At 61.2% G+C, this 19452-nt stretch carries 13 protein-coding genes; 11 read left to right on the top strand and 2 right to left on the bottom strand.

Annotation, left to right across the window (positions count from 1 at the left end; all coding sequences use genetic code 11):
* Positions 1-146 precede the first annotated feature (146 nt).
* A complete protein-coding gene (locus D8U82_RS21400; RefSeq protein WP_016772053.1) occupies positions 147-1415 on the top strand; it encodes a malic enzyme-like NAD(P)-binding protein in 1269 nt (422 codons plus the stop codon).
* Positions 1416-1760: 345 nt separating this feature from the next.
* On the opposite strand, the gene D8U82_RS21395 is transcribed toward D8U82_RS21400, so the two are convergent.
* On the bottom strand, positions 1761-4208 hold the full coding sequence (locus D8U82_RS21395; protein WP_130902920.1) for a penicillin-binding protein 1A: 2448 nt from the start codon (positions 4206-4208) through the stop codon (positions 1761-1763).
* Between the two features lie 216 nt (positions 4209-4424).
* On the opposite strand from D8U82_RS21395, the gene D8U82_RS21390 reads away from it, so the two are divergent.
* The 10 genes from D8U82_RS21390 to D8U82_RS21335 all read left to right on the top strand — a co-directional run bounded on the left by D8U82_RS21390 (position 4425) and on the right by D8U82_RS21335 (position 19173).
* Complete coding sequence (locus D8U82_RS21390; RefSeq protein WP_024011266.1) at positions 4425-5489, top strand: pilus assembly protein PilM; 1065 nt, start codon at positions 4425-4427, stop codon at positions 5487-5489.
* A complete protein-coding gene (locus D8U82_RS21385; RefSeq protein WP_056787334.1) occupies positions 5489-6055 on the top strand; it encodes a PilN domain-containing protein in 567 nt (188 codons plus the stop codon). The genes D8U82_RS21390 and D8U82_RS21385 overlap by 1 nt, the downstream gene beginning before the upstream one ends.
* Positions 6052-6675: a type 4a pilus biogenesis protein PilO gene (gene pilO / locus D8U82_RS21380; RefSeq protein ID WP_130902919.1), complete on the top strand. Its 624-nt coding sequence runs from the start codon at positions 6052-6054 to the stop codon at positions 6673-6675. Before D8U82_RS21385 ends, pilO begins: the two co-directional genes overlap by 4 nt.
* Positions 6672-7196: a pilus assembly protein PilP gene (locus D8U82_RS21375; RefSeq protein WP_016772049.1), complete on the top strand. Its 525-nt coding sequence runs from the start codon at positions 6672-6674 to the stop codon at positions 7194-7196. The genes pilO and D8U82_RS21375 overlap by 4 nt, the downstream gene beginning before the upstream one ends.
* 13 nt (positions 7197-7209) lie before the next feature.
* Positions 7210-9288 carry a type IV pilus secretin PilQ gene (gene pilQ, locus D8U82_RS21370; RefSeq protein WP_122611068.1) on the top strand — a complete coding sequence of 693 codons (2079 nt, stop codon included), beginning with the start codon at positions 7210-7212 and terminating at the stop codon, positions 9286-9288.
* 4 nt (positions 9289-9292) lie between these two features.
* Positions 9293-9811, top strand: a complete 519-nt coding sequence (gene aroK / locus D8U82_RS21365; RefSeq protein ID WP_024011270.1) for a shikimate kinase AroK — start codon at positions 9293-9295, stop codon at positions 9809-9811.
* Positions 9812-9963: 152 nt separating this feature from the next.
* Positions 9964-11064 (top strand): 3-dehydroquinate synthase, encoded by a 1101-nt coding sequence (gene aroB / locus D8U82_RS21360; protein ID WP_123444013.1) that lies wholly within the window; start codon positions 9964-9966, stop codon positions 11062-11064.
* A gap of 10 nt (positions 11065-11074) precedes the next feature.
* Entirely contained in the window at positions 11075-12661 is a 1587-nt protein-coding gene (locus tag D8U82_RS21355; RefSeq protein WP_130902918.1) for an AAA family ATPase, read from the top strand.
* Positions 12662-13275: 614 nt separating this feature from the next.
* Positions 13276-17721 carry a glutamate synthase large subunit gene (gene gltB / locus D8U82_RS21340; RefSeq protein WP_130902917.1) on the top strand — a complete coding sequence of 1482 codons (4446 nt, stop codon included), beginning with the start codon at positions 13276-13278 and terminating at the stop codon, positions 17719-17721.
* A gap of 33 nt (positions 17722-17754) precedes the next feature.
* A complete protein-coding gene (locus D8U82_RS21335; protein ID WP_007909438.1) occupies positions 17755-19173 on the top strand; it encodes an FAD-dependent oxidoreductase in 1419 nt (472 codons plus the stop codon).
* 73 nt (positions 19174-19246) lie between these two features.
* Here the strand turns inward: D8U82_RS21335 and D8U82_RS28300 are convergent.
* The coding region (locus D8U82_RS28300) for a hypothetical protein (RefSeq protein ID WP_206663336.1) at positions 19247-19452 on the bottom strand (206 nt) is incomplete at its 5' end.

Here is a 19452-nt window from a genome sequence, read left to right as displayed (position 1 = left end):
GTCCAGCCCTTGTACGCCGTGGCTCTTGGCCCAAAGTCGTAGGGCAGGGCGCTTGACAGCGGTGACTGCCCAGTCTTGTGGGGACTTTGCGAGGCGCGTATCCTCGCTGACCAGTCTGTCCAACAGTAAAAAAGCGGAATGCCAAAATGTCTGATCTGAAAACTGCCGCTCTCGAATACCACGCCAATCCTCGTCCGGGGAAGCTGAGTGTCGAGCTCACCAAGGCCACTGCTACCGCCCGCGACCTGTCGCTGGCCTACAGCCCCGGCGTAGCTGAACCAGTACGCGAGATCGCTCGCGATCCTGAACTGGCCTACAAATACACCGGCAAGGGCAACCTGGTGGCAGTCATTTCCGACGGCACCGCGATTCTCGGCCTGGGCAACCTCGGCCCACTGGCTTCCAAGCCTGTAATGGAAGGCAAGGGCGTACTGTTCAAGCGTTTCGCCGGCATCGACGTATTCGACATCGAAGTCGACTCGGAAAGCCCGCAAGCCTTCATCGACACCGTCAAGCGCATCTCCATCACCTTCGGTGGCATCAACCTGGAAGACATCAAGGCGCCTGAGTGCTTTGAGATCGAACGCGCTCTGATCGAGCAGTGCGATATTCCGGTGTTCCACGATGACCAGCACGGCACCGCGATCGTGACCGCTGCCGGTATGATCAACGCCCTGGAAATCGCTGGCAAAACCCTGCCGGAAGCGAAGATTGTCTGCCTCGGCGCCGGTGCTGCCGCCATCTCCTGCATGAAACTGCTGGTGAGCATGGGCGCTCGCATCGAAAACATCTTCATGGTTGACCGTACCGGCGTGATCCACTCCGGCCGTGACGACCTGAACCAGTACAAAGCCGTGTTCGCCCACGCTACCGAGAAGCGCACCCTGGCAGACGCACTGGCAGGCGCTGACGTATTCGTCGGTCTGTCCGGTCCGAACCTGCTGAGCGCCGAAGGCCTGCTGTCGATGGCGGCCAACCCGATCGTCTTCGCCTGCTCCAACCCGGATCCGGAAATCTCCCCGGAACTGGCGCACGCCACCCGTAGCGACGTGATCATGGCCACCGGCCGTTCGGACTACCCGAACCAGGTCAACAACGTGCTGGGCTTCCCTTTCATCTTCCGTGGTGCCTTGGACGTTCGCGCCAAGCGCATCAACGAAGAAATGAAAGTCGCCGCCGCCAACGCCCTGCGCGAACTGGCCAAACTGCCTGTTCCACAGGACGTGTGCGATGCCTACGGCGGTGCTCCGCTGGAATTCGGCCGTGAGTACATCATTCCGAAACCAATGGACAAGCGCCTGATCACCCTGATCTCCGACGCCGTGGCCAAAGCGGCGATCGAGACCGGTGTGGCAACTCTGCCGTATCCGAAGAACTACCCGCTGAAAAGCGTGGATGACGTGTTCAACGGCTAAGCCGTTGTAGCGCTTCAAACAAAAGCCCCGGCTCGCGAGAGTCGGGGTTTTTTTTGTTTTCGGGAGTTCTCAGGATCGCATTTCATATCGACAAGGACCCTCACCCTAGCCCTCTCCCAGAGGGAGAGGGGATTGACCGAGGTGTTCGACGCCCTTCATCGACCTGAGAGAGTGGTGTCGATTATGGATTCGGCACAACACTTTCAGGTCGATGTAGCTCCCCAAGCATCCCCCGATCAGTCCCCTCTCCCTCCGGGAGAGGGTTAGGGTGAGGGGCTCTTGATCTTCGGGCAATAAAAAGCCCCGCACTTCTCACGAAGGCGGGGCTTTTCAATGGCTGCCGGATCAGAACAAATCGATCGGCGCCTGTTCATCCGCCGGCAGCGGGCTGCCTGGTACGGCGCCGTTGCCCAGCTCGTTCACCGACGGCGGCGTGTCTTCGGCCTTGAACAGTTCGAAGTACGCCCCCGGTGTGCTCGGTGTTGCTGCACGGCCGCTGACCGGATCCACCCGCAGGCTGAGCAGACCTTCTGGCTCAGGCTGCACATGCGGCGGCTTGTCTTTCAGCGCGGCCGACATGTAATTCATCCAGATCGGCAGCGCCACGGTGCCGCCGAACTCACGGCGTCCGAGGCTTTCCGGCTGGTCGAAACCGGTCCACACGGTGGTTACGTAATCAGCGTTGTAACCGGAGAACCAGGCATCTTTCGATTCGTTGGTGGTACCGGTCTTGCCGGCGATGTCGCTGCGGCCCATGGCCAGTGCACGCCGGCCGGTGCCGAGTTTGATTACGTCCTGCAGCATGCTGTTGAGGATGTAGGTGGTACGTCCATCGACAATCCGCTCGGCCACGGCCGGCGCTTGCGGCATTGCCGGATTGCCGGGCGCTTCACCGGCAACTGGTGTGGCGTTGACCGTGAACGACTCGGTAGCCGGCGCAGCGATACCGTCGGTCGCCGCACCACCCTGTGGCACGGTCGGCGGGTTGGCGACGAACAGCGTGTCGCCGTTACGGCTTTCGATCTTGTCGATGATGTACGGGGTGATCTTGTAGCCGCCGTTGGCAAAGGTGCTCCAGCCAGTGGCGATTTCCATCGGCGTCAGCGTTGCGGTGCCGAGTGCCAGCGACAGGTTCGGCGGCAGGTCCTGCTTGTTGAAGCCGAAGCGGGTGATGTAGTCGATGGTCTTGCCCACGCCCATGGCCTGCAACAGGCGGATCGACACCAGGTTGCGCGACTTGTACAGCGCTTCACGCAGGCGGATCGGGCCGAGGAAAGTGTTGGTGTCGTTCTTCGGTCGCCAGACCTTGTCCAGGTACTCGTCGACGAACACGATCGGCGCATCGTTGACCAGACTGGCAGCGGTGTAGCCGTTATCCAGCGCAGCGCTGTAAACGAATGGCTTGAAGCTCGAGCCCGGCTGACGCTTGGCCTGCATGGCGCGGTTGTAGTTGCTCTGCTCGAAAGCGAAGCCACCCACCAGCGAACGGATCGCACCGTTCTGCGGATCCAGCGACACCAGTGCGCCCTGAGCCTGGGGAATCTGGCTGAATTTCAGCGAATTGTCGGTCTGGCGCTGCACGCGGATCAGATCACCGACCTGCGCGACATCCGACGGCTGGCGCGGGTTGGCGCCCATGCTGTTGGTGTTGAGGAACGGTCGCGCCCATTTCATCGTGTCCCAGGCAACGTGCTCTTCACCGGTGCGGGTCAGCACTTGCAGGCCGGTTTTGTCGACTTGGGTGACGATGGCAGGTTCGAGACTGCTGATGGTGCGTTGCTTGGTCAGTTCGCTGGCCCAGGCTTCGCGGGTCTTGCCCGGCAGGCGCGACTCGGGGCCACGGTAGCCGTGGCGCTGATCGTAGGTCATCAAACCTTCGTGCAGTGCGGTGTTGGCCATTTCCTGCAGATTGCTTGGCACCGTGGTGGTGACACGGAAGCCTTCGGTGTAGGCCTCGCTGCCATAACGGCCGACCATTTCGGCGCGGGCCATTTCGGCGATGTACGGTGCGTTCACTTCCGGGGTCGGCACGTGGTAGCTGGCGTTCAGCGGCTCGTTGATCGCCGCGGTGTAGTCGGCTTCGCTGATCTTGCCCAGCTTGTACATGCGCCCGAGGATCCAGTCGCGGCGTTCTTTGCTGCGTGCCGGGTTGGCCAGCGGGTTGAAGCGCGACGGAGCCTTTGGCAGACCGGCGATCATCGCCATCTGCGCGAGGCTGATGTCACGGATCGATTTGCCGTAATACACCTGCGCCGCCGCCTCGATGCCGTAGGCGCGGTTACCCAGGTAGATCTTGTTGACGTACAGCTCAAGGATCTCGTCCTTGGTCAGCTGTCGTTCGATCTGCAGGGCCAGGAGAATTTCTGTGGTTTTGCGCGAAAAGCTGCGCTCGCTGGTGAGGAAGAAATTCTTCGCCACCTGCATGGTGATGGTGCTGCCGCCGGACTGAATGTGCCCGCTCTTGACCAGTTGCGTTGCCGCACGCATCAGGCTGCTCGGGTCGACGCCATAGTGATTGGCAAAATTGTCGTCTTCAGCACTTAGTAACGCATTGATGAAATTGGGCGGAATGTCGGCGAAACGGATCGGCGTACGGCGCATTTCGCCAAATTCTGCGATCAACTTGTTATCGCTGCTGTAGACGCGCAGAGGAATCTGCAACTGAATGCTTCTCAGCGCCTCCACAGACGGCAAACCCGGACTAAGGTAAAGAAAGGCGCCGCTGAGACCTAAGAGCAGTCCGCAGAAAACGGCGACGATGGACCAACCGAAAAATTTCAGCAGACGAATCAAGGCTTTTGGACATCCAGGGCAAAGAATAAATTTGGCACGGGGCTGCGGTTACACACAGAGCCATCCGCGCGGGCAGTAAAAAGCGGAAAAAATCGCTGGGCATTATAAGCACTTTTCCGTCGGAGGCGTCATTGGCGCTTCTGTCAAGACGGGGGTGAAGGAACGCAATGCGTATTACAGAGTCCGTAACTCACGGAAAGTCATAGGGAATTGGTAGTGCTGGGACTCTTCAATAAAAAGACCAATGCGTTACTGGGGATCGACATCAGCTCCACGTCGGTGAAGCTGCTGGAACTGAGCCGTCAGGGCGAGCGCTACCGGGTCGAGGCCTACGCGGTGGAGCCGTTGCCGGCGAACGCTGTGGTCGAAAAGAACATCGCCGAACTCGAGGGCGTTGGCCAGGCACTGAGCCGCCTGCTGGTCAAGGCGCGTACCGGGGTCAAGAGCGTGGCGGTGGCAGTGGCGGGTTCGGCGGTGATCACCAAGGTCATCGAGATGGACGCCGGGCTGTCCGACGACGAACTGGAAAACCAGCTCAAGATCGAGGCCGACCAATACATTCCCTATCCGCTGGACGAAGTCGCCATCGACTTTGAAGTCCAGGGCGTCTCGCCGCGCAACCCGGAACGGGTCAACGTGCTGCTTGCCGCCTGTCGCAAGGAAAACGTCGAGGTGCGTGAAGCGGCGCTGGCGCTCGCCGGCCTGACCGCGCGGGTGGTGGATGTCGAGGCCTACGCGCTGGAGCGCTCGTTCGGCCTGCTGGCGACGCATCTGGCGGCCTCACAGGAGCGCCTGACCGTGGCGGTGGTCGACATTGGCGCGACCATGACCACTCTCAGCGTCCTGCACAACGGCAAGATCATCTATACCCGCGAGCAATTGTTTGGCGGGCGCCAGCTCACCGAAGAGATCCAGCGCCGCTACGGCCTCACGGTCGAACAGGCGGGCCTGGCGAAAAAGCAGGGCGGGCTGCCTGACGATTACGTCAGCGAGGTCCTGCAGCCATTTCGCGAGGCGCTGGTGCAGCAAGTCTCGCGCTCGCTGCAGTTCTTCTTCGCCTCCGGCCAGTACAACGCGGTCGACCATATCCTGCTGGCGGGCGGCACCGCTTCGGTGCCCGGCCTGGACCGTCTGATCGAACAGCGTCTGGACACGCCGACGCAGGTCGCCAACCCGTTCGCCGACATGGCTCTAGGCAGCAAGGTCAATGCTGGGGCGCTGGCCAGTGATGCGCCAGCCTTGATGATTGCCTGCGGGCTCGCGCTCAGGAGTTTCGACTGATGGCGCGGATCAACCTTCTCCCCTGGCGCGAGGAGCGCCGCGAAGAACGGCGCAAGCGCTTTCTGCTGGTCCTGATCGGCGTGCTGGCCGGCTCGATCGGCGCGGTGCTGATTGCTGACCAGATCATCACCGCGGCCATCGAGCGGCAAATGGCGCGCAACGATTACATCGGTAAACAGATTGCCGTGGTCGACGAACGCATCAAGCAAATCAGCGAGCTCAAGGCGCGCCGCCAGCAATTGGTCGAGCGCATGCGCATCATCCAGGACCTGCAGGGCAACCGGCAGATCAGCGGGCGGGTCTTCGACCAACTGGCGCGTACCCTGCCGGACGGCGTGTATTTCACCGATGTGAAAATGGCCGGCAAGACCTTGTCCATCAGTGGCGCGGCGGAGTCGAACAACCGGGTCTCCGAGCTGATGCGCAATCTCGACGCATCCGACTGGTTCGACGCGCCAAGCCTGAATGAGGTCAAGGCCACCAGCGCTGATCAAGTCGAACAGGCCAATGTCTTCCAACTGACCGTTCGTCAGACCCAGCCCAAGGTTGTGGAGGACGAGCAATGAACGCCTCCGAGTGGCTGCAAAGCCTGCGCAACGTCGATTTCAACGACCTCGACACCAGCAATATCGGCTCCTGGCCCCCGGCGGTAAAAACCCTGTGCGGTGCGCTGGTGATGGTGTTTATCCTCGCGCTTGGCTATTACTTCTTCATCAGCGACATGGAAAATCAGCTCGACCTCAAGCGCGAAGAAGAAATCACCCTCAAGGAACAATTCGCCAGCAAGGCGCGGCTGTCGGCGAACCTTGAGCTCTATACCCAGCAAATGAAGGAAATGGAAAACACCTTTGGCGTATTGCTGCGGCAATTGCCCAGCGACACCGAAGTGCCGGGCCTGCTCGAAGACATCACCCGCACCGGTCTGGGCAGTGGCCTGGAATTCGAAGAGATCAAACTGCTGCCGGAAGTGACTCAGCCGTTCTACATCGAACTGCCGATCCAGATCACCGTGACCGGCGCCTATCACGACCTCGCCACCTTCGTCAGCGGCGTCGCCGGCCTGCCACGGATTGTGACTCTGCACGATTTCGAACTGGCGCCGGCCAATCCCGAGGGCGGGACGAAGCTGCGCATGAGTATTCTTGCCAAGACGTACCGCTATAACGACAAGGGGCTGGAGAAATGACCCCGATTCGTTACTTCGTCCTGCCCATGGTGCTGGCGTTGAGCGGCTGCGGTGGCGGCGATGACTTCAGCGACCTCGACGCGTACCTCAACGAAGTGCGCCTGCGCCCGGCGGGCAAGATTGAACCAACGCCGACATTCCGGTCTTACCCCACATTCACTTACAGCGCCGCCAACCTGCGCAGCCCGTTTTCGCGGCAGGCGCGGGTCGATCTGGCCGGGCAGAAGCACGGCTCGCGCAACGTCAAACCCGACCCCAACCGGGTCAAGCAATATCTTGAAGGATTCAATATCGAGCAGTTCGAAATGGTCGGCACGATCGCCAATGCCTCGGGCTCGTTCGCGCTGCTGCGCGGCGCAGGCGGGGTGCATCGCCTGAAGGTCGGCGACTACCTGGGCCGCAACGACGGCCGCATCGTCGCCATCAGCGCCACCCAGGTCGATGTCGTCGAGATCGTGCCCGACGGCGCCGGCGCCTGGCTGGAGCGGCCGCGCACCATTCCTTTGAAAGAGCACTCATAGTGGAAGTCGAACAATGAACAGGATTTTCTCCACCCTCGGTTTTTCGCTATGGATAGCGCTGGTGTCACCGATGGTAATGGCGGCCAGTCTGAAAGCGCTGGATGTTGCCGCGCTGCCGGGTGACCGCGTCGAACTGAAGCTGTCGTTCGACGGCCCGCCACCACAGCCCAAGGGCTACACAACCGAGTCGCCGGCGCGCATTGCACTGGATCTGCCGGGCGTGACCAGCCAGTTGGCCAACAGGAATCTTGATCTGGGCAGCGGCAACGCGCGCACGGCCACGGTGGCCGAAGCCAAGGATCGCACGCGGCTGATTGTCAGCCTGACGCAATTGGCGCCTTACAGCACGCGGGTCGAGGGCAATAATCTGTTTGTGGTGGTCGGTCAGGGCGCTTCCGCGACTGCGCCGCGCCCGGCTGCCGTGGCACCGCGTGCCGCCACGGCCGCTGCGGCACCTGCCAGACCAGCCGCGCAACGCAGCAGGGCGATTCGCGGCGTCGATTTCCAGCGCGGCACCGAGGGCGAGGGCAACGTAGTCATCGACCTCTCTGATCCGACCATCGCCCCGGATATCCAGGAGCACGATGGCAAGATCATCCTCAGCTTCGCCCGCACGCAATTGCCGGAAAAGCTGCGCGTGCGTCTGGACGTCAAGGACTTCGCCACGCCGGTGCAGTTCGTCAACGCAGCGCTCACCGGCGATCGCACGGTGATCAGCGTCGAGCCCAGCGGCACCTTCGACTATTCCACGTTCCAGACCGACAACAAGCTCACCGTCAGCGTTCGGCCGATGAGCATCGACGACCTGCAAAAGCGCAACGCCGACCGTCAGGCCTATGTCGGCGACAAGCTCTCGCTGAATTTTCAGGACATCGACGTGCGCTCGGTGCTGCAACTGATCGCGGACTTCACCAATCTCAATCTGGTGGCGAGCGATACGGTGCAGGGCGGTATCACCTTGCGCCTGCAAAACGTGCCGTGGGATCAGGCACTGGATCTGGTGCTGAAAACCAAGGGGCTGGACAAGCGCAAGATCGGCAACGTGCTGCTGGTCGCGCCGGCCGATGAAATTGCCGCTCGCGAGCGTCAGGAACTGGAATCGCAGAAGCAGATCGCCGAGCTGGCGCCCCTGCGTCGCGAGCTGCTGCAAGTCAATTACGCCAAGGCGGCGGACATCGCCAAGCTGTTCCAGTCGGTGACCAGTGCCGAGGCCAAGGTCGACGAGCGCGGTTCGATTACCGTCGATGAGCGAACCAACAACATCATTGCCTACCAGACCCAGGATCGCCTCGACGAACTCCGGCGGATCGTCGCGCAGCTGGATATTCCGGTACGCCAGGTGATGATCGAGGCGCGCATCGTTGAGGCCAACGTCGATTACGACAAGAGCCTGGGCGTGCGCTGGGGCGGTTCGGTGCAGAACAAGGGCAACTGGAACGCCTCCGGGGTCAACGGTTCGTCGAGCACCATCGGTACGCCGGGCAGCACCGGCACCAACTCGCCGTTCGTCGACATGGGCACGGTCAATAACACTTCGGGGATCGGCATCGCATTCATCACCGACAACGTGCTGCTGGATCTCGAACTGACGGCGATGGAAAAGACCGGCAACGGCGAAATCGTCTCGCAGCCGAAGGTGGTCACCTCGGACAAGGAAACCGCGAAGATCCTCAAAGGCACCGAGATTCCCTATCAGGAGGCCAGCTCCAGTGGCGCGACCTCGGTGTCGTTCAAGGAGGCCTCGCTGTCGCTGGAAGTCACTCCGCAGATCACTCCGGACAACCGCATCATCATGGAGGTCAAGGTCACCAAGGATGAGCCGGACTACCTGAACAAAGTGCAGGATGTGCCGCCGATCAAGAAAAACGAGGTCAATGCCAAAGTGCTGGTAAATGACGGCGAGACCATCGTAATCGGCGGTGTTTTTTCAAATACTCAAAGCAAGGTCGTAGATAAGGTGCCATTTCTTGGCGATGTGCCGTATCTTGGCCGCCTTTTCCGGCGTGATGTGGTTTCGGAGAAAAAATCCGAGCTGCTGGTATTTCTCACTCCGCGTATCATGAATAACCAGGCGATTGCTGTGAGTCGTTGATTCTGTGCGAAATTTGATACTTGTAGGACCGATGGGTGCTGGCAAAAGCACCATCGGCCGATTGCTGGCCAAAGAGCTGCGCCTGCCGTTCAAGGATTCCGACAAGGAAATTGAGCTGCGCACGGGTGCCAATATCCCATGGATCTTCGACAAGGAAGGCGAGCCCGGCTTTCGTGACCGTGAGCAGGCGATGATCGCCGAGCTGTGCGCGTTCGATGGCGTGGTGCTGGCGACCGGCGGCGGCGCAGTGATGCGTGATGCCAATCGCAAGGCCCTGCATGAAGGCGGGCGCGTGGTGTATCTGCACGCCTCCGTCGAGCAGCAGGTCGGCCGCACCTCCCGCGATCGCAATCGGCCGCTGCTGCGTACCGCCGATCCGGCGAAAACCCTGCGCGACCTGCTCGAGATCCGTGATCCGCTTTATCGGGAAATTGCCGATCTGGTGGTGGAAACCGACGAGCGGCCGCCACGCATGGTGGTGCTCGACATTCTCGACCGCCTCGCGCAGTTGCCGCCCCGTTAAAGCATCGTCCGAAATGCGCTATCCTCGGCGTCCTGTCAGCGTCCGCCGAGGGTGTGGCGGATGCCGGGCGAGCGGCGTCATACCGCTACAGGCCGCAGAACACCAATAATTTCAGGGCAGGATGCCTGCTTCCATCTTCACTGTGGGGACACATGCAGACACTCAAGGTCGATCTAGGCGAGCGCAGCTACCCGATTCATATTGGCGAAGGTCTGTTGGATCAGCCGGAACTGCTGGCGCCGCATATCCACGGGCGGCAGGTGGCAATCATCTCCAACGAAACCGTCGCGCCGCTCTATCTCGAACGTCTGACCCGCAGCCTTGCGCAGTTCTCGGTGATCTCGGTGGTGTTGCCTGACGGCGAAGCCTTCAAGAACTGGGAAACCCTGCAACTGATTTTCGATGGTCTGCTGACCGCCCGTCATGACCGCCGCACCACCGTGATCGCCTTGGGCGGCGGGGTGATCGGCGACATGGCCGGTTTCGCGGCCGCCTGTTATCAGCGCGGTGTCGATTTTATCCAGATTCCTACCACGCTGTTGTCGCAGGTCGATTCCTCGGTCGGCGGCAAGACCGGCATCAACCATCCGCTGGGCAAGAACATGGTCGGCGCGTTCTATCAGCCGAACGTGGTGCTGATCGATACCGCATCGCTGAAAACCCTGCCGGAGCGCGAGTTGTCGGCGGGCCTGGCGGAAGTCATCAAGTACGGTCTGATCTGCGACGAACCGTTCCTGACCTGGCTGGAAAAAAACGTCGACGCCCTGCGGGCGCTGGATCAAACCGCGCTGACCTATGCGATCGAGCGTTCCTGCGCGGCCAAGGCTGCGGTGGTCGGCGCCGATGAAAAGGAAACCGGCGTACGCGCCACCCTCAACCTCGGCCACACTTTCGGCCACGCCATCGAAACCCACATGGGCTATGGTGTCTGGCTGCATGGCGAGGCGGTGGCGGCGGGCACGGTGATGGCGCTGGAAATGTCCGCGCGCCTGGGCTGGATCAGCGAGCAGGAGCGTGATCGCGGCATTCGTCTGTTCCAGCGCGCCGGCTTGCCGGTCGTCCCGCCGACAGAAATGACCGAAGCCGATTTTCTCCAACACATGGCAATTGATAAAAAAGTGATCGACGGTCGTCTGCGCCTGGTGCTGCTGCGCCGGATGGGCGAAGCGGTAGTGACCGACGATTATCCGAAAGAGGTTCTACAGGCCACGCTGGGAGCGGATTACCGCGCCCTGGCTCAGCTTAAAGGTTAAAACGATTCCGATGACTAGTTTGCATGCCGACGAGGCGTTTCTCGGCCATTTCCAGTTAAGTCACGACCCGTTCGCGCCACGGGTGCCGGGCTTCAAATTCTTCCCGGCCCAGCGCAAACCGGTGCTGGGTCAACTGCATCACCTGGCGCGTTACAGCCAGTTGCTGCTGGTGGTCACCGGCCCGCAGGGCAGCGGCAAGACCCTGCTGCGGCAGGCGCTGGTGGCCAGCACCAATAAACAATCGGTGCAGAGCGTGGTGGTTTCCGCCCGTGGCGCCGGTGATGCGGCGGGCGTGCTGCGCCAGGTGGCGCAGGCGCTGGATGTCGCTCAGGCCGAAGTCGGCGCGATTCTCGAGCAGGTGGTGCAACTGGGTCTGACCGGGCAGGAAGTCTATCTGCTGGTGGACGATGCCGAGCAGCTCGACGAGTCCGCGCTGGAAGCGTTGATGGCGCTCGGCGCCGGCACGCCGGAAGGTCGTCCGCATGTGTTCCTGTTCGGCGAGTCGTCGCTGATCGCTCAGCTCGAGGCGTTGCAGCTCGAAGAAGAGCGTTTCCATGTCATCGAATTGCAGCCGTACACCGAAGAAGAGACCCGCGAATATCTCGACCAGCGGCTGGAAGGCGCGGGCCGGGGTGTCGAACTTTTCACCGCAGATCAGATCTCTGATATTCACGAAAGCTCCGAGGGCTGGCCGGGCAACATCAACCAGGTCGCTCGCGATGCACTGATCGAAGTCATGATTGCCAGCCGCTCCGCGGTCAAGCGTCCAAGTATGGGGTTCAACATGCCGAAGAAACACGTATTGGCGATTTCCGCCGTCGTTGTGGTCGCGGTTGCCGCCGCCTGGCTGATGCCGGGTCGCAGCAAGGCACCGACCACCGGTGCTCCGGCCAATGAACAGGCGCAACTGCCATTGGGTCAGGGCGCAGCGAACGGCGCCAACCCGTCCGTCGAATTCGCCGGCAACACCCAGCCGATGCCGCTGCCATTGGTCGGCAACTCGCAGCCGGTCATGCGTGGCCCGCTCGCTGAAGCCGCCGGTGGCATCACCGAAGGCGATGACGGCGTGCCACTGGAAGGCTCCAGCGATACCCCGCCGACCGTAACCACCTCCGCGCCGCCTGCTGGCGTTCCGGCCGGTCCCGCGCCGACACCAGTTCCGACCCCTGCCGCCAAACCGGCACCAACCCCGGCACCGACGCAGGTCGCCACGGCCAAGCCTGCTCCGGCCGCCCCGGCGCCAGCTGCGAAACCGGCCCCGGCTCCGGCCAAGCCTGCCGACAAGCCAGTTACCGTGGCCAAGGCTGCCGGTGGCAGCTGGTACGCCGGTCAGCCGACCAGCAACTATGTAGTGCAGATCCTCGGCACCAGCTCGGAAACCGCTGCGCAGAACTTCGTCAAGGAGCAGGGCGGCGAGTACCGTTATTTCAAGAAAGTCCTCAATGGCAAGCCGCTTTACGTGATCACCTATGGCAACTTTGCCAATCGTGATGCGGCCGTTTCTGCCATCAAGGCCTTGCCAGCGAAGGTTCAGGCTGGTAAACCTTGGCCTCGCACTGTCGCCAGCGTCCAACAGGAACTGGCAACAACTCGCTGAAGATTCGGCGGCCTTACCCAGGCCGCCTCTCCAAGCACCTCAAAATTTCTACGAGTGCGCGCCGCCTCCAGGGACGGTTGGCGCTTGCTGACGACCGCGACGCCGCCCCATTTTTTGCTGGGCAAGGCGCGAGGAACGTAGTTTGGTTTTTCCAAATAAGTTCCGAGCAACGCTGCCCAGCGAAAAATGGGGCGCGTCCCTTCGGGTTGCGCGCCAACGTGTGCGAGGCTGCGTTGCGGGATTTGCCAAGGGAACAACCATTGGCAGCATCCCGCGCCTTGCCTCGCACACGTTGGCGTGCAACGCGGTTCGCCAGCAAGCACCAACCGTCCCTGCGGCCGCGTGCCTTGTGGTGTCTGCGTCATAGTAGTCTTTGAGTCGTTGCGGTCAAAATTAAAAAAGTTTTGACTAGCACAGCAGATCGCTTTAAACCTTTCACAAATGCGACATGAATTTGCGACAGTTCGTCGTCAAATTTGTGAGCCTCTGTGTCGCTGTGTACAATGACCACCCTTTTGCCCCCGCTAAGCCGGCGTACGTTCGGCGCGGAACGCAAGTGGTTGAATTGAAAAGAAATTTGCCTCGAGTAGAGGCAGCCTGGTGAGAAAGTGTCTATGAAAGCAGGTCTGTACCAACCAGATGAATTCAAGGATAACTGCGGTTTCGGCCTGATAGCTCATATGCAGGGCGAGCCCAGTCATACCCTTTTGCAAACGGCCATCGAGGCCCTGACCTGCATGACCCACCGCGGTGGGATTAATGCCGACGGCAAGACCGGTGACGGTTGCGGTCTGCTGATTCAAAAACCCGACGCCTTCCTGCGAGCCATTGCCCGGGAAAGCTTCGGCGTCGATATGCCCAAGCAATATGCCGTGGGCATGGTGTTCTTCAATCAGGATCCGGCCAAGGCCGAAGCCGCTCGCGAGAACATGAACCGCGAGATCCTCGCCGAAGGCCTGCAACTGATCGGCTGGCGCAAAGTGCCGATCGACACCAGCGTCCTCGGCCGCCTCGCCCTTGAACGCCTGCCGCAGATCGAGCAGGTCTACATCGGCGGCGAAGGCCTGAGCGATCAGGACATGGCCGTGAAGCTGTTCAGCGCCCGTCGCCGTTCGTCGGTGGCCAACGCCGCTGACACCGACCACTACATCTGCAGCTTTTCGCACAAGACCATCATCTATAAAGGCCTGATGATGCCGGCCGACCTGGCCGCGTTCTATCCGGACCTGAGTGACGAACGCCTGCAAACCGCAATCTGCGTGTTCCACCAGCGCTTCTCTACCAACACCCTGCCGAAATGGCCGCTGGCGCAGCCGTTCCGCTTCCTCGCCCACAACGGCGAAATCAACACCATCACCGGTAACCGCAACTGGGCGCAGGCCCGTCGGACCAAGTTCACCAATGATCTGATGGATCTGGAAGAACTCGGCCCGCTGGTCAACCGTGTTGGTTCCGACTCATCGAGCATGGACAACATGCTCGAACTGATGGTCACCGGTGGCATCGACCTGTTCCGTGGCGTGCGCATGATCATTCCGCCAGCGTGGCAGAACGTCGAAACCATGGACCCGGATCTGCGTGCGTTCTACGAGTACAACTCGATGCACATGGAGCCGTGGGACGGCCCGGCCGGCGTGGTAATGACCGACGGTCGCTACGCGGTGTGCCTGCTCGACCGTAACGGTCTGCGTCCGGCGCGTTGGGTCACCACCAAGAACGGTTTCATCACCCTCGCCTCGGAAATCGGCGTGTGGAACTACCAGCCTGAAGACGTGCTCGCCAAGGGTCGCGTCGGCCCTGGCCAGATCTTCGCTGTGGACACCGAGACCGGGCAGATCCTCGATACCGATGCGATCGACAACCGTCTGAAATCCCGTCATCCGTACAAGCAATGGCTGCGCAAGAATGCCCTGCGCATTCAGGCGACCATGGAAGACAACGACCACGGTTCGGCTTTCTACGACGTCGATCAGCTCAAGCAGTACATGAAGATGTATCAGGTCACGTTCGAGGAGCGTGATCAGGTGCTGCGTCCGCTCGGCGAGCAAGGTTACGAAGCCGTGGGTTCGATGGGCGACGACACGCCGATGGCTGTGCTGTCCCAGCGTGTACGCACGCCGTACGACTATTTCCGCCAGCAGTTCGCGCAGGTCACCAACCCGCCGATCGACCCGCTGCGTGAAGCGATCGTGATGTCGCTGGAAATCTGCCTCGGTGCCGAGCGCAACATTTTCCAGGAGTCGCCGGAACACGCCTCGCGCGTGATCCTCAGCTCGCCAGTGATCTCGCCGGCCAAGTGGCGCTCGCTGATGAATCTGGACCGTCCGGGTTTCGAACGGGCGATCATCGACCTCAACTACGACGAAAGCCTCGGCCTCGAAGCGGCGATCCGCAACGTTGCCGATCAGGCTGAAGAAGCCGTGCGTGCCGGGCGTACCCAGATCGTCCTGAGCGACCGCCATATCGCCCCGGGCAAGCTGCCGATCCACGCCTCGCTGGCGACCGGTGCCGTGCACCACCGCCTGACCGAGAAGGGCCTGCGTTGCGATTCCAACATCCTCGTTGAAACCGCGACCGCCCGTGACCCGCATCACTTCGCCGTGCTGATCGGTTTCGGCGCCTCGGCGGTGTATCCGTTCCTGGCCTACGAAGTATTGGGCGACCTGATCCGTACCGGTGAAGTGCTGGGCGACCTCTACGAGGTGTTCAAGAACTACCGCAAAGGCATCACCAAAGGTCTGCTGAAGATCCTGTCGAAGATGGGTATCTCGACCATCGCTTCGTACCGCGGTGCGCAGCTGTTCGAAGCCATCGGCCTGTCAGAAGAAGTCTGCGAGCTGAGCTTCCGTGGCGTACCGAGCCGTGTCAAGGGTGCGCGTTTCGTCGACATCGAAGCCGAGCAGAAGGCCCTCGCCGTCGAAGCCTGGAGCCCGCGCAAGCCGATCCAGCAGGGCGGTCTGCTGAAGTTCGTCCACGGTGGCGAATATCACGCCTACAACCCGGACGTGGTCAACACCCTGCAAGCCGCTGTGCAGCAGGGCGACTACGCCAAGTTCAAGGAATACACCTCGCTGGTGGACAACCGTCCGGTGTCGATGATTCGCGACCTGTTCAAGGTCAAGACCCTCGACACCCCGCTGGACATCAGTGAAGTCGAGCCGCTGGAATCGGTGCTCAAGCGCTTCGACTCCGCCGGTATCTCGCTGGGCGCACTGTCGCCGGAAGCTCACGAAGCCCTGGCCGAAGCCATGAACCGCCTCGGTGCGCGTTCCAACTCCGGCGAAGGTGGTGAAGATCCGGCGCGTTACGGCACCATCAAGAGTTCGAAAATCAAGCAGGTTGCCACCGGCCGTTTCGGTGTAACCCCGGAATACCTGGTCAACGCCGAAGTGCTGCAGATCAAGGTCGCCCAAGGCGCCAAGCCGGGCGAGGGCGGGCAACTGCCGGGCGGCAAGGTCAACGGGCTGATCGCCAAGCTGCGTTACGCAGTGCCGGGCGTGACCCTGATTTCGCCACCGCCGCACCACGACATCTATTCGATCGAAGATTTGTCGCAGTTGATCTTTGACTTGAAGCAGGTCAACCCGCAGGCGCTGGTTTCGGTGAAGCTGGTAGCAGAAGCGGGCGTCGGCACCATCGCCGCCGGTGTGGCCAAGGCCTATGCCGACCTGATCACCATTTCCGGCTACGACGGTGGCACCGGTGCTTCGCCGCTGACCTCGATCAAGTACGCTGGCGCGCCGTGGGAGCTCGGCCTGGCTGAAACCCACCAGACTTTGCGCGGCAACGACCTGCGCGGCAAAGTCCGGGTGCAGACCGACGGTGGCCTGAAAACCGGCCTCGACGTGATCAAAGCCGCGATCCTTGGCGCCGAGAGCTTCGGCTTCGGTACCGCGCCGATGATCGCACTGGGCTGCAAATACCTGCGCATCTGCCATCTGAACAACTGCGCCACTGGCGTCGCGACGCAGAACGAGAAACTGCGCAAGGATCACTACATCGGCACCGTCGACATGGTGGTGAATTTCTTCACCTACGTCGCCGAAGAAACCCGTGAGTGGCTGGCCAAACTGGGTGTGCGCTCCCTCGAAGAGCTGATCGGTCGCACTGATCTGCTGGAAATCCTCGAAGGCCAGACCGCCAAGCAACATCACCTGGACCTGACGCCGCTGTTGGGCAGCGATCACATCCCGGCGGACAAACCGCAGTTCTGCGGCGTTGAGCGCAACCCGCCGTTCGACAAAGGTCTGCTCGCGGAGAAGATGGTCGAGCTGGCCTCGTCGGCGATCAACGACCTCAGCGGTGCTGAGTTTGAGCTGGATATCTGCAACTGCGACCGTTCGATCGGCGCGCGGATCTCCGGCGAAATCGCGCGCAAGCACGGCAACCAGGGCATGGCCAAGGCGCCGATCACCTTCCGTTTCAAAGGCACGGCCGGGCAGAGCTTCGGTGTGTGGAACGCTGGCGGTCTGAACATGTACCTGGAAGGCGACGCCAACGACTACGTCGGCAAAGGCATGACCGGTGGCAAGCTGGTCATCGTGCCGCCGAAGGGCAGCGTCTACAAGACTCAGGAAAGCGCCATCATTGGCAACACCTGCCTGTACGGCGCCACTGGCGGCAAGTTGTTCGCCGCCGGCACCGCAGGCGAGCGTTTCGCCGTGCGTAACTCCGGTGCCCACACGGTTGTGGAAGGCACTGGCGATCACTGCTGCGAGTACATGACCGGTGGTTTCGTCTGCGTGCTGGGCAAGACCGGTTACAACTTCGGCTCTGGCATGACCGGTGGTTTCGCCTACGTGCTCGATCAGGACAACACCTTCGTTGACCGGGTCAATCACGAACTGGTGGAGATCCAGCGGATCAGCGGCGAGGCGATGGAAGCCTATCGCAGCCACCTGCAGAACGTGCTGAACGAGTACGTCGCCGAAACCGACAGCGAGTGGGGTCGTGAACTCGCCGAGAACCTCGACGATTACTTGCGGCGTTTCTGGTTGGTCAAGCCCAAGGCTGCCAGCTTGAAAACCCTGCTTTCCAGCACTCGTGCCAACCCGCAGTGATATGCGCCTGAAGAGTTTGATGAGGTTTTAACAATGGCTGAACGTCTGAATAACGACTTCCAGTTCATCGATGTCGGGCGCAAGGATCCGAAGAAGAAACTGTTGCGTCAACGCAAGAAAGAGTTCGTTGAAATCTACGAGCCGTTCAAACCCCAGCAGTCGGCCGATCAGGCCCACCGCTGCCTGGGTTGCGGCAACCCGTATTGCGAATGGAAGTGCCCGGTGCACAACTTCATTCCCAACTGGCTCAAATTGGTCGCCGAGGGCAATATCCTTCAGGCCGCCGAGCTGTCGCACCAGACCAACACCCTGCCGGAAGTCTGCGGCCGGGTGTGCCCACAGGATCGTCTGTGCGAGGGTGCCTGCACCCTCAACGACGGCTTCGGCGCGGTGACCATCGGTTCGGTCGAGAAGTACATCACCGACACCGCGTTCGCCATGGGCTGGCGCCCGGACATGTCCAAGGTCAAGCCGACCGGCAAACGCGTGGCGATCATCGGTGCAGGCCCGGCGGGTCTTGGTTGTGCCGACGTGCTGGTGCGTGGCGGCGTGACCCCGGTGGTATTCGACAAGAACCCGGAAATCGGTGGCCTGCTGACCTTCGGCATCCCCGAGTTCAAGCTGGAAAAGACCGTGCTGAGCAATCGTCGCGAAGTCTTCACCGGCATGGGCATCGAGTTCCGTCTCAACACCGAAGTCGGCAAAGACGTGACCATGGAACAACTGCTCGCCGAGTACGATGCGGTGTTCATGGGCATGGGGACCTACACCTACATGAAGGGCGGCTTTGCCGGTGAGGACCTGCCAGGCGTTTATGACGCGCTGGACTTCCTCATCGCCAACGTCAATCGCAACCTGGGCTTTGAAAAGTCGCCGGAAGATTTCGTCGACATGAAAGGCAAGAAGGTTGTGGTGCTCGGCGGCGGCGACACGGCGATGGACTGCAATCGCACCTCGATCCGTCAGGGCGCCAAGTCGGTGACCTGCGCTTATCGTCGTGACGAAGCGAACATGCCCGGCTCGCGCAAAGAGGTGAAGAACGCCAAGGAAGAAGGCGTGAAATTCCTCTACAACCGCCAGCCGATCGCCATCGTCGGTGAAGACAAGGTCGAAGGCGTGAAGGTGGTCGAGACCCGTCTCGGCGAGCCGGACGCCCGTGGCCGTCGTAGCCCCGAGCCGATCCCGGGTTCCGAAGAGATCATCCCGGCCGACGCCGTGGTCATCGCCTTCGGCTTCCGTCCGAGCCCGGCGCCGTGGTTCGAACAGTTCGAGATCCAGACCGACAGCCAGGGCCGCGTTGTTGCGCCCGAGCAAGGTCAGTACAAGCACCAGACCAGCAACCCGAAAATCTTCGCCGGTGGCGACATGGTGCGCGGTTCCGACCTGGTGGTGACGGCGATCTTTGAAGGGCGCAATGCGGCTGAAGGGATCCTCGATTACCTGGGTGTCTAACCCCGGCGCCTGAGCCAAACGCAATACTCCTGTGGGAGCGAGCCTGCTCGCGAAAGCGGTCTGTCAGCCAACTTCAATGTTGGATGTGCCGGCCTCTTCGCGAGCAGGCTCGCTCCCACAGTTGTTTTAGGGTGTTGCGGAAAATCGTGTCCCAGCGCGACAAATTGACCCGATAGACAAAAGGCTGACCCACATCCGTGCCTTTTGCCTCGCGCTCTGAGAAAATGCCCGCACTTTTTTTCCGGATGCCGACATGACTGCCCTGAAGAACGACCGTTT

Source organism: Pseudomonas sp. Sample_23 (assembly GCF_004307595.1).
Classification (GTDB): domain Bacteria; phylum Pseudomonadota; class Gammaproteobacteria; order Pseudomonadales; family Pseudomonadaceae; genus Aquipseudomonas; species Aquipseudomonas atacamensis.
Note: the sequence above shows the minus strand (reverse complement) of the source record. Positions and strands in the feature narration are given on the sequence as shown.

Bases quoted from the DNA above. Each gene is read 5' to 3' on its own strand.
- D8U82_RS21375 (WP_016772049.1), top strand. From the start codon at position 6,672: ATGACCCCGATTCGTTACTTCGTCCTGCCCATGGTGCTGGCGTTGAGC.
- pilQ (WP_122611068.1), top strand. From the start codon at position 7,210: ATGAACAGGATTTTCTCCACCCTCGGTTTTTCGCTATGGATAGCGCTG.
- D8U82_RS21335 (WP_007909438.1), top strand. From the start codon at position 17,755: ATGGCTGAACGTCTGAATAACGACTTCCAGTTCATCGATGTCGGGCGC.
- aroB (WP_123444013.1), top strand. From the start codon at position 9,964: ATGCAGACACTCAAGGTCGATCTAGGCGAGCGCAGCTACCCGATTCAT.
- gltB (WP_130902917.1), top strand. From the start codon at position 13,276: ATGAAAGCAGGTCTGTACCAACCAGATGAATTCAAGGATAACTGCGGT.
- D8U82_RS21385 (WP_056787334.1), top strand. From the start codon at position 5,489: ATGGCGCGGATCAACCTTCTCCCCTGGCGCGAGGAGCGCCGCGAAGAA.
- D8U82_RS21400 (WP_016772053.1), top strand. From the start codon at position 147: ATGTCTGATCTGAAAACTGCCGCTCTCGAATACCACGCCAATCCTCGT.
- pilO (WP_130902919.1), top strand. From the start codon at position 6,052: ATGAACGCCTCCGAGTGGCTGCAAAGCCTGCGCAACGTCGATTTCAAC.
- D8U82_RS21355 (WP_130902918.1), top strand. From the start codon at position 11,075: ATGACTAGTTTGCATGCCGACGAGGCGTTTCTCGGCCATTTCCAGTTA.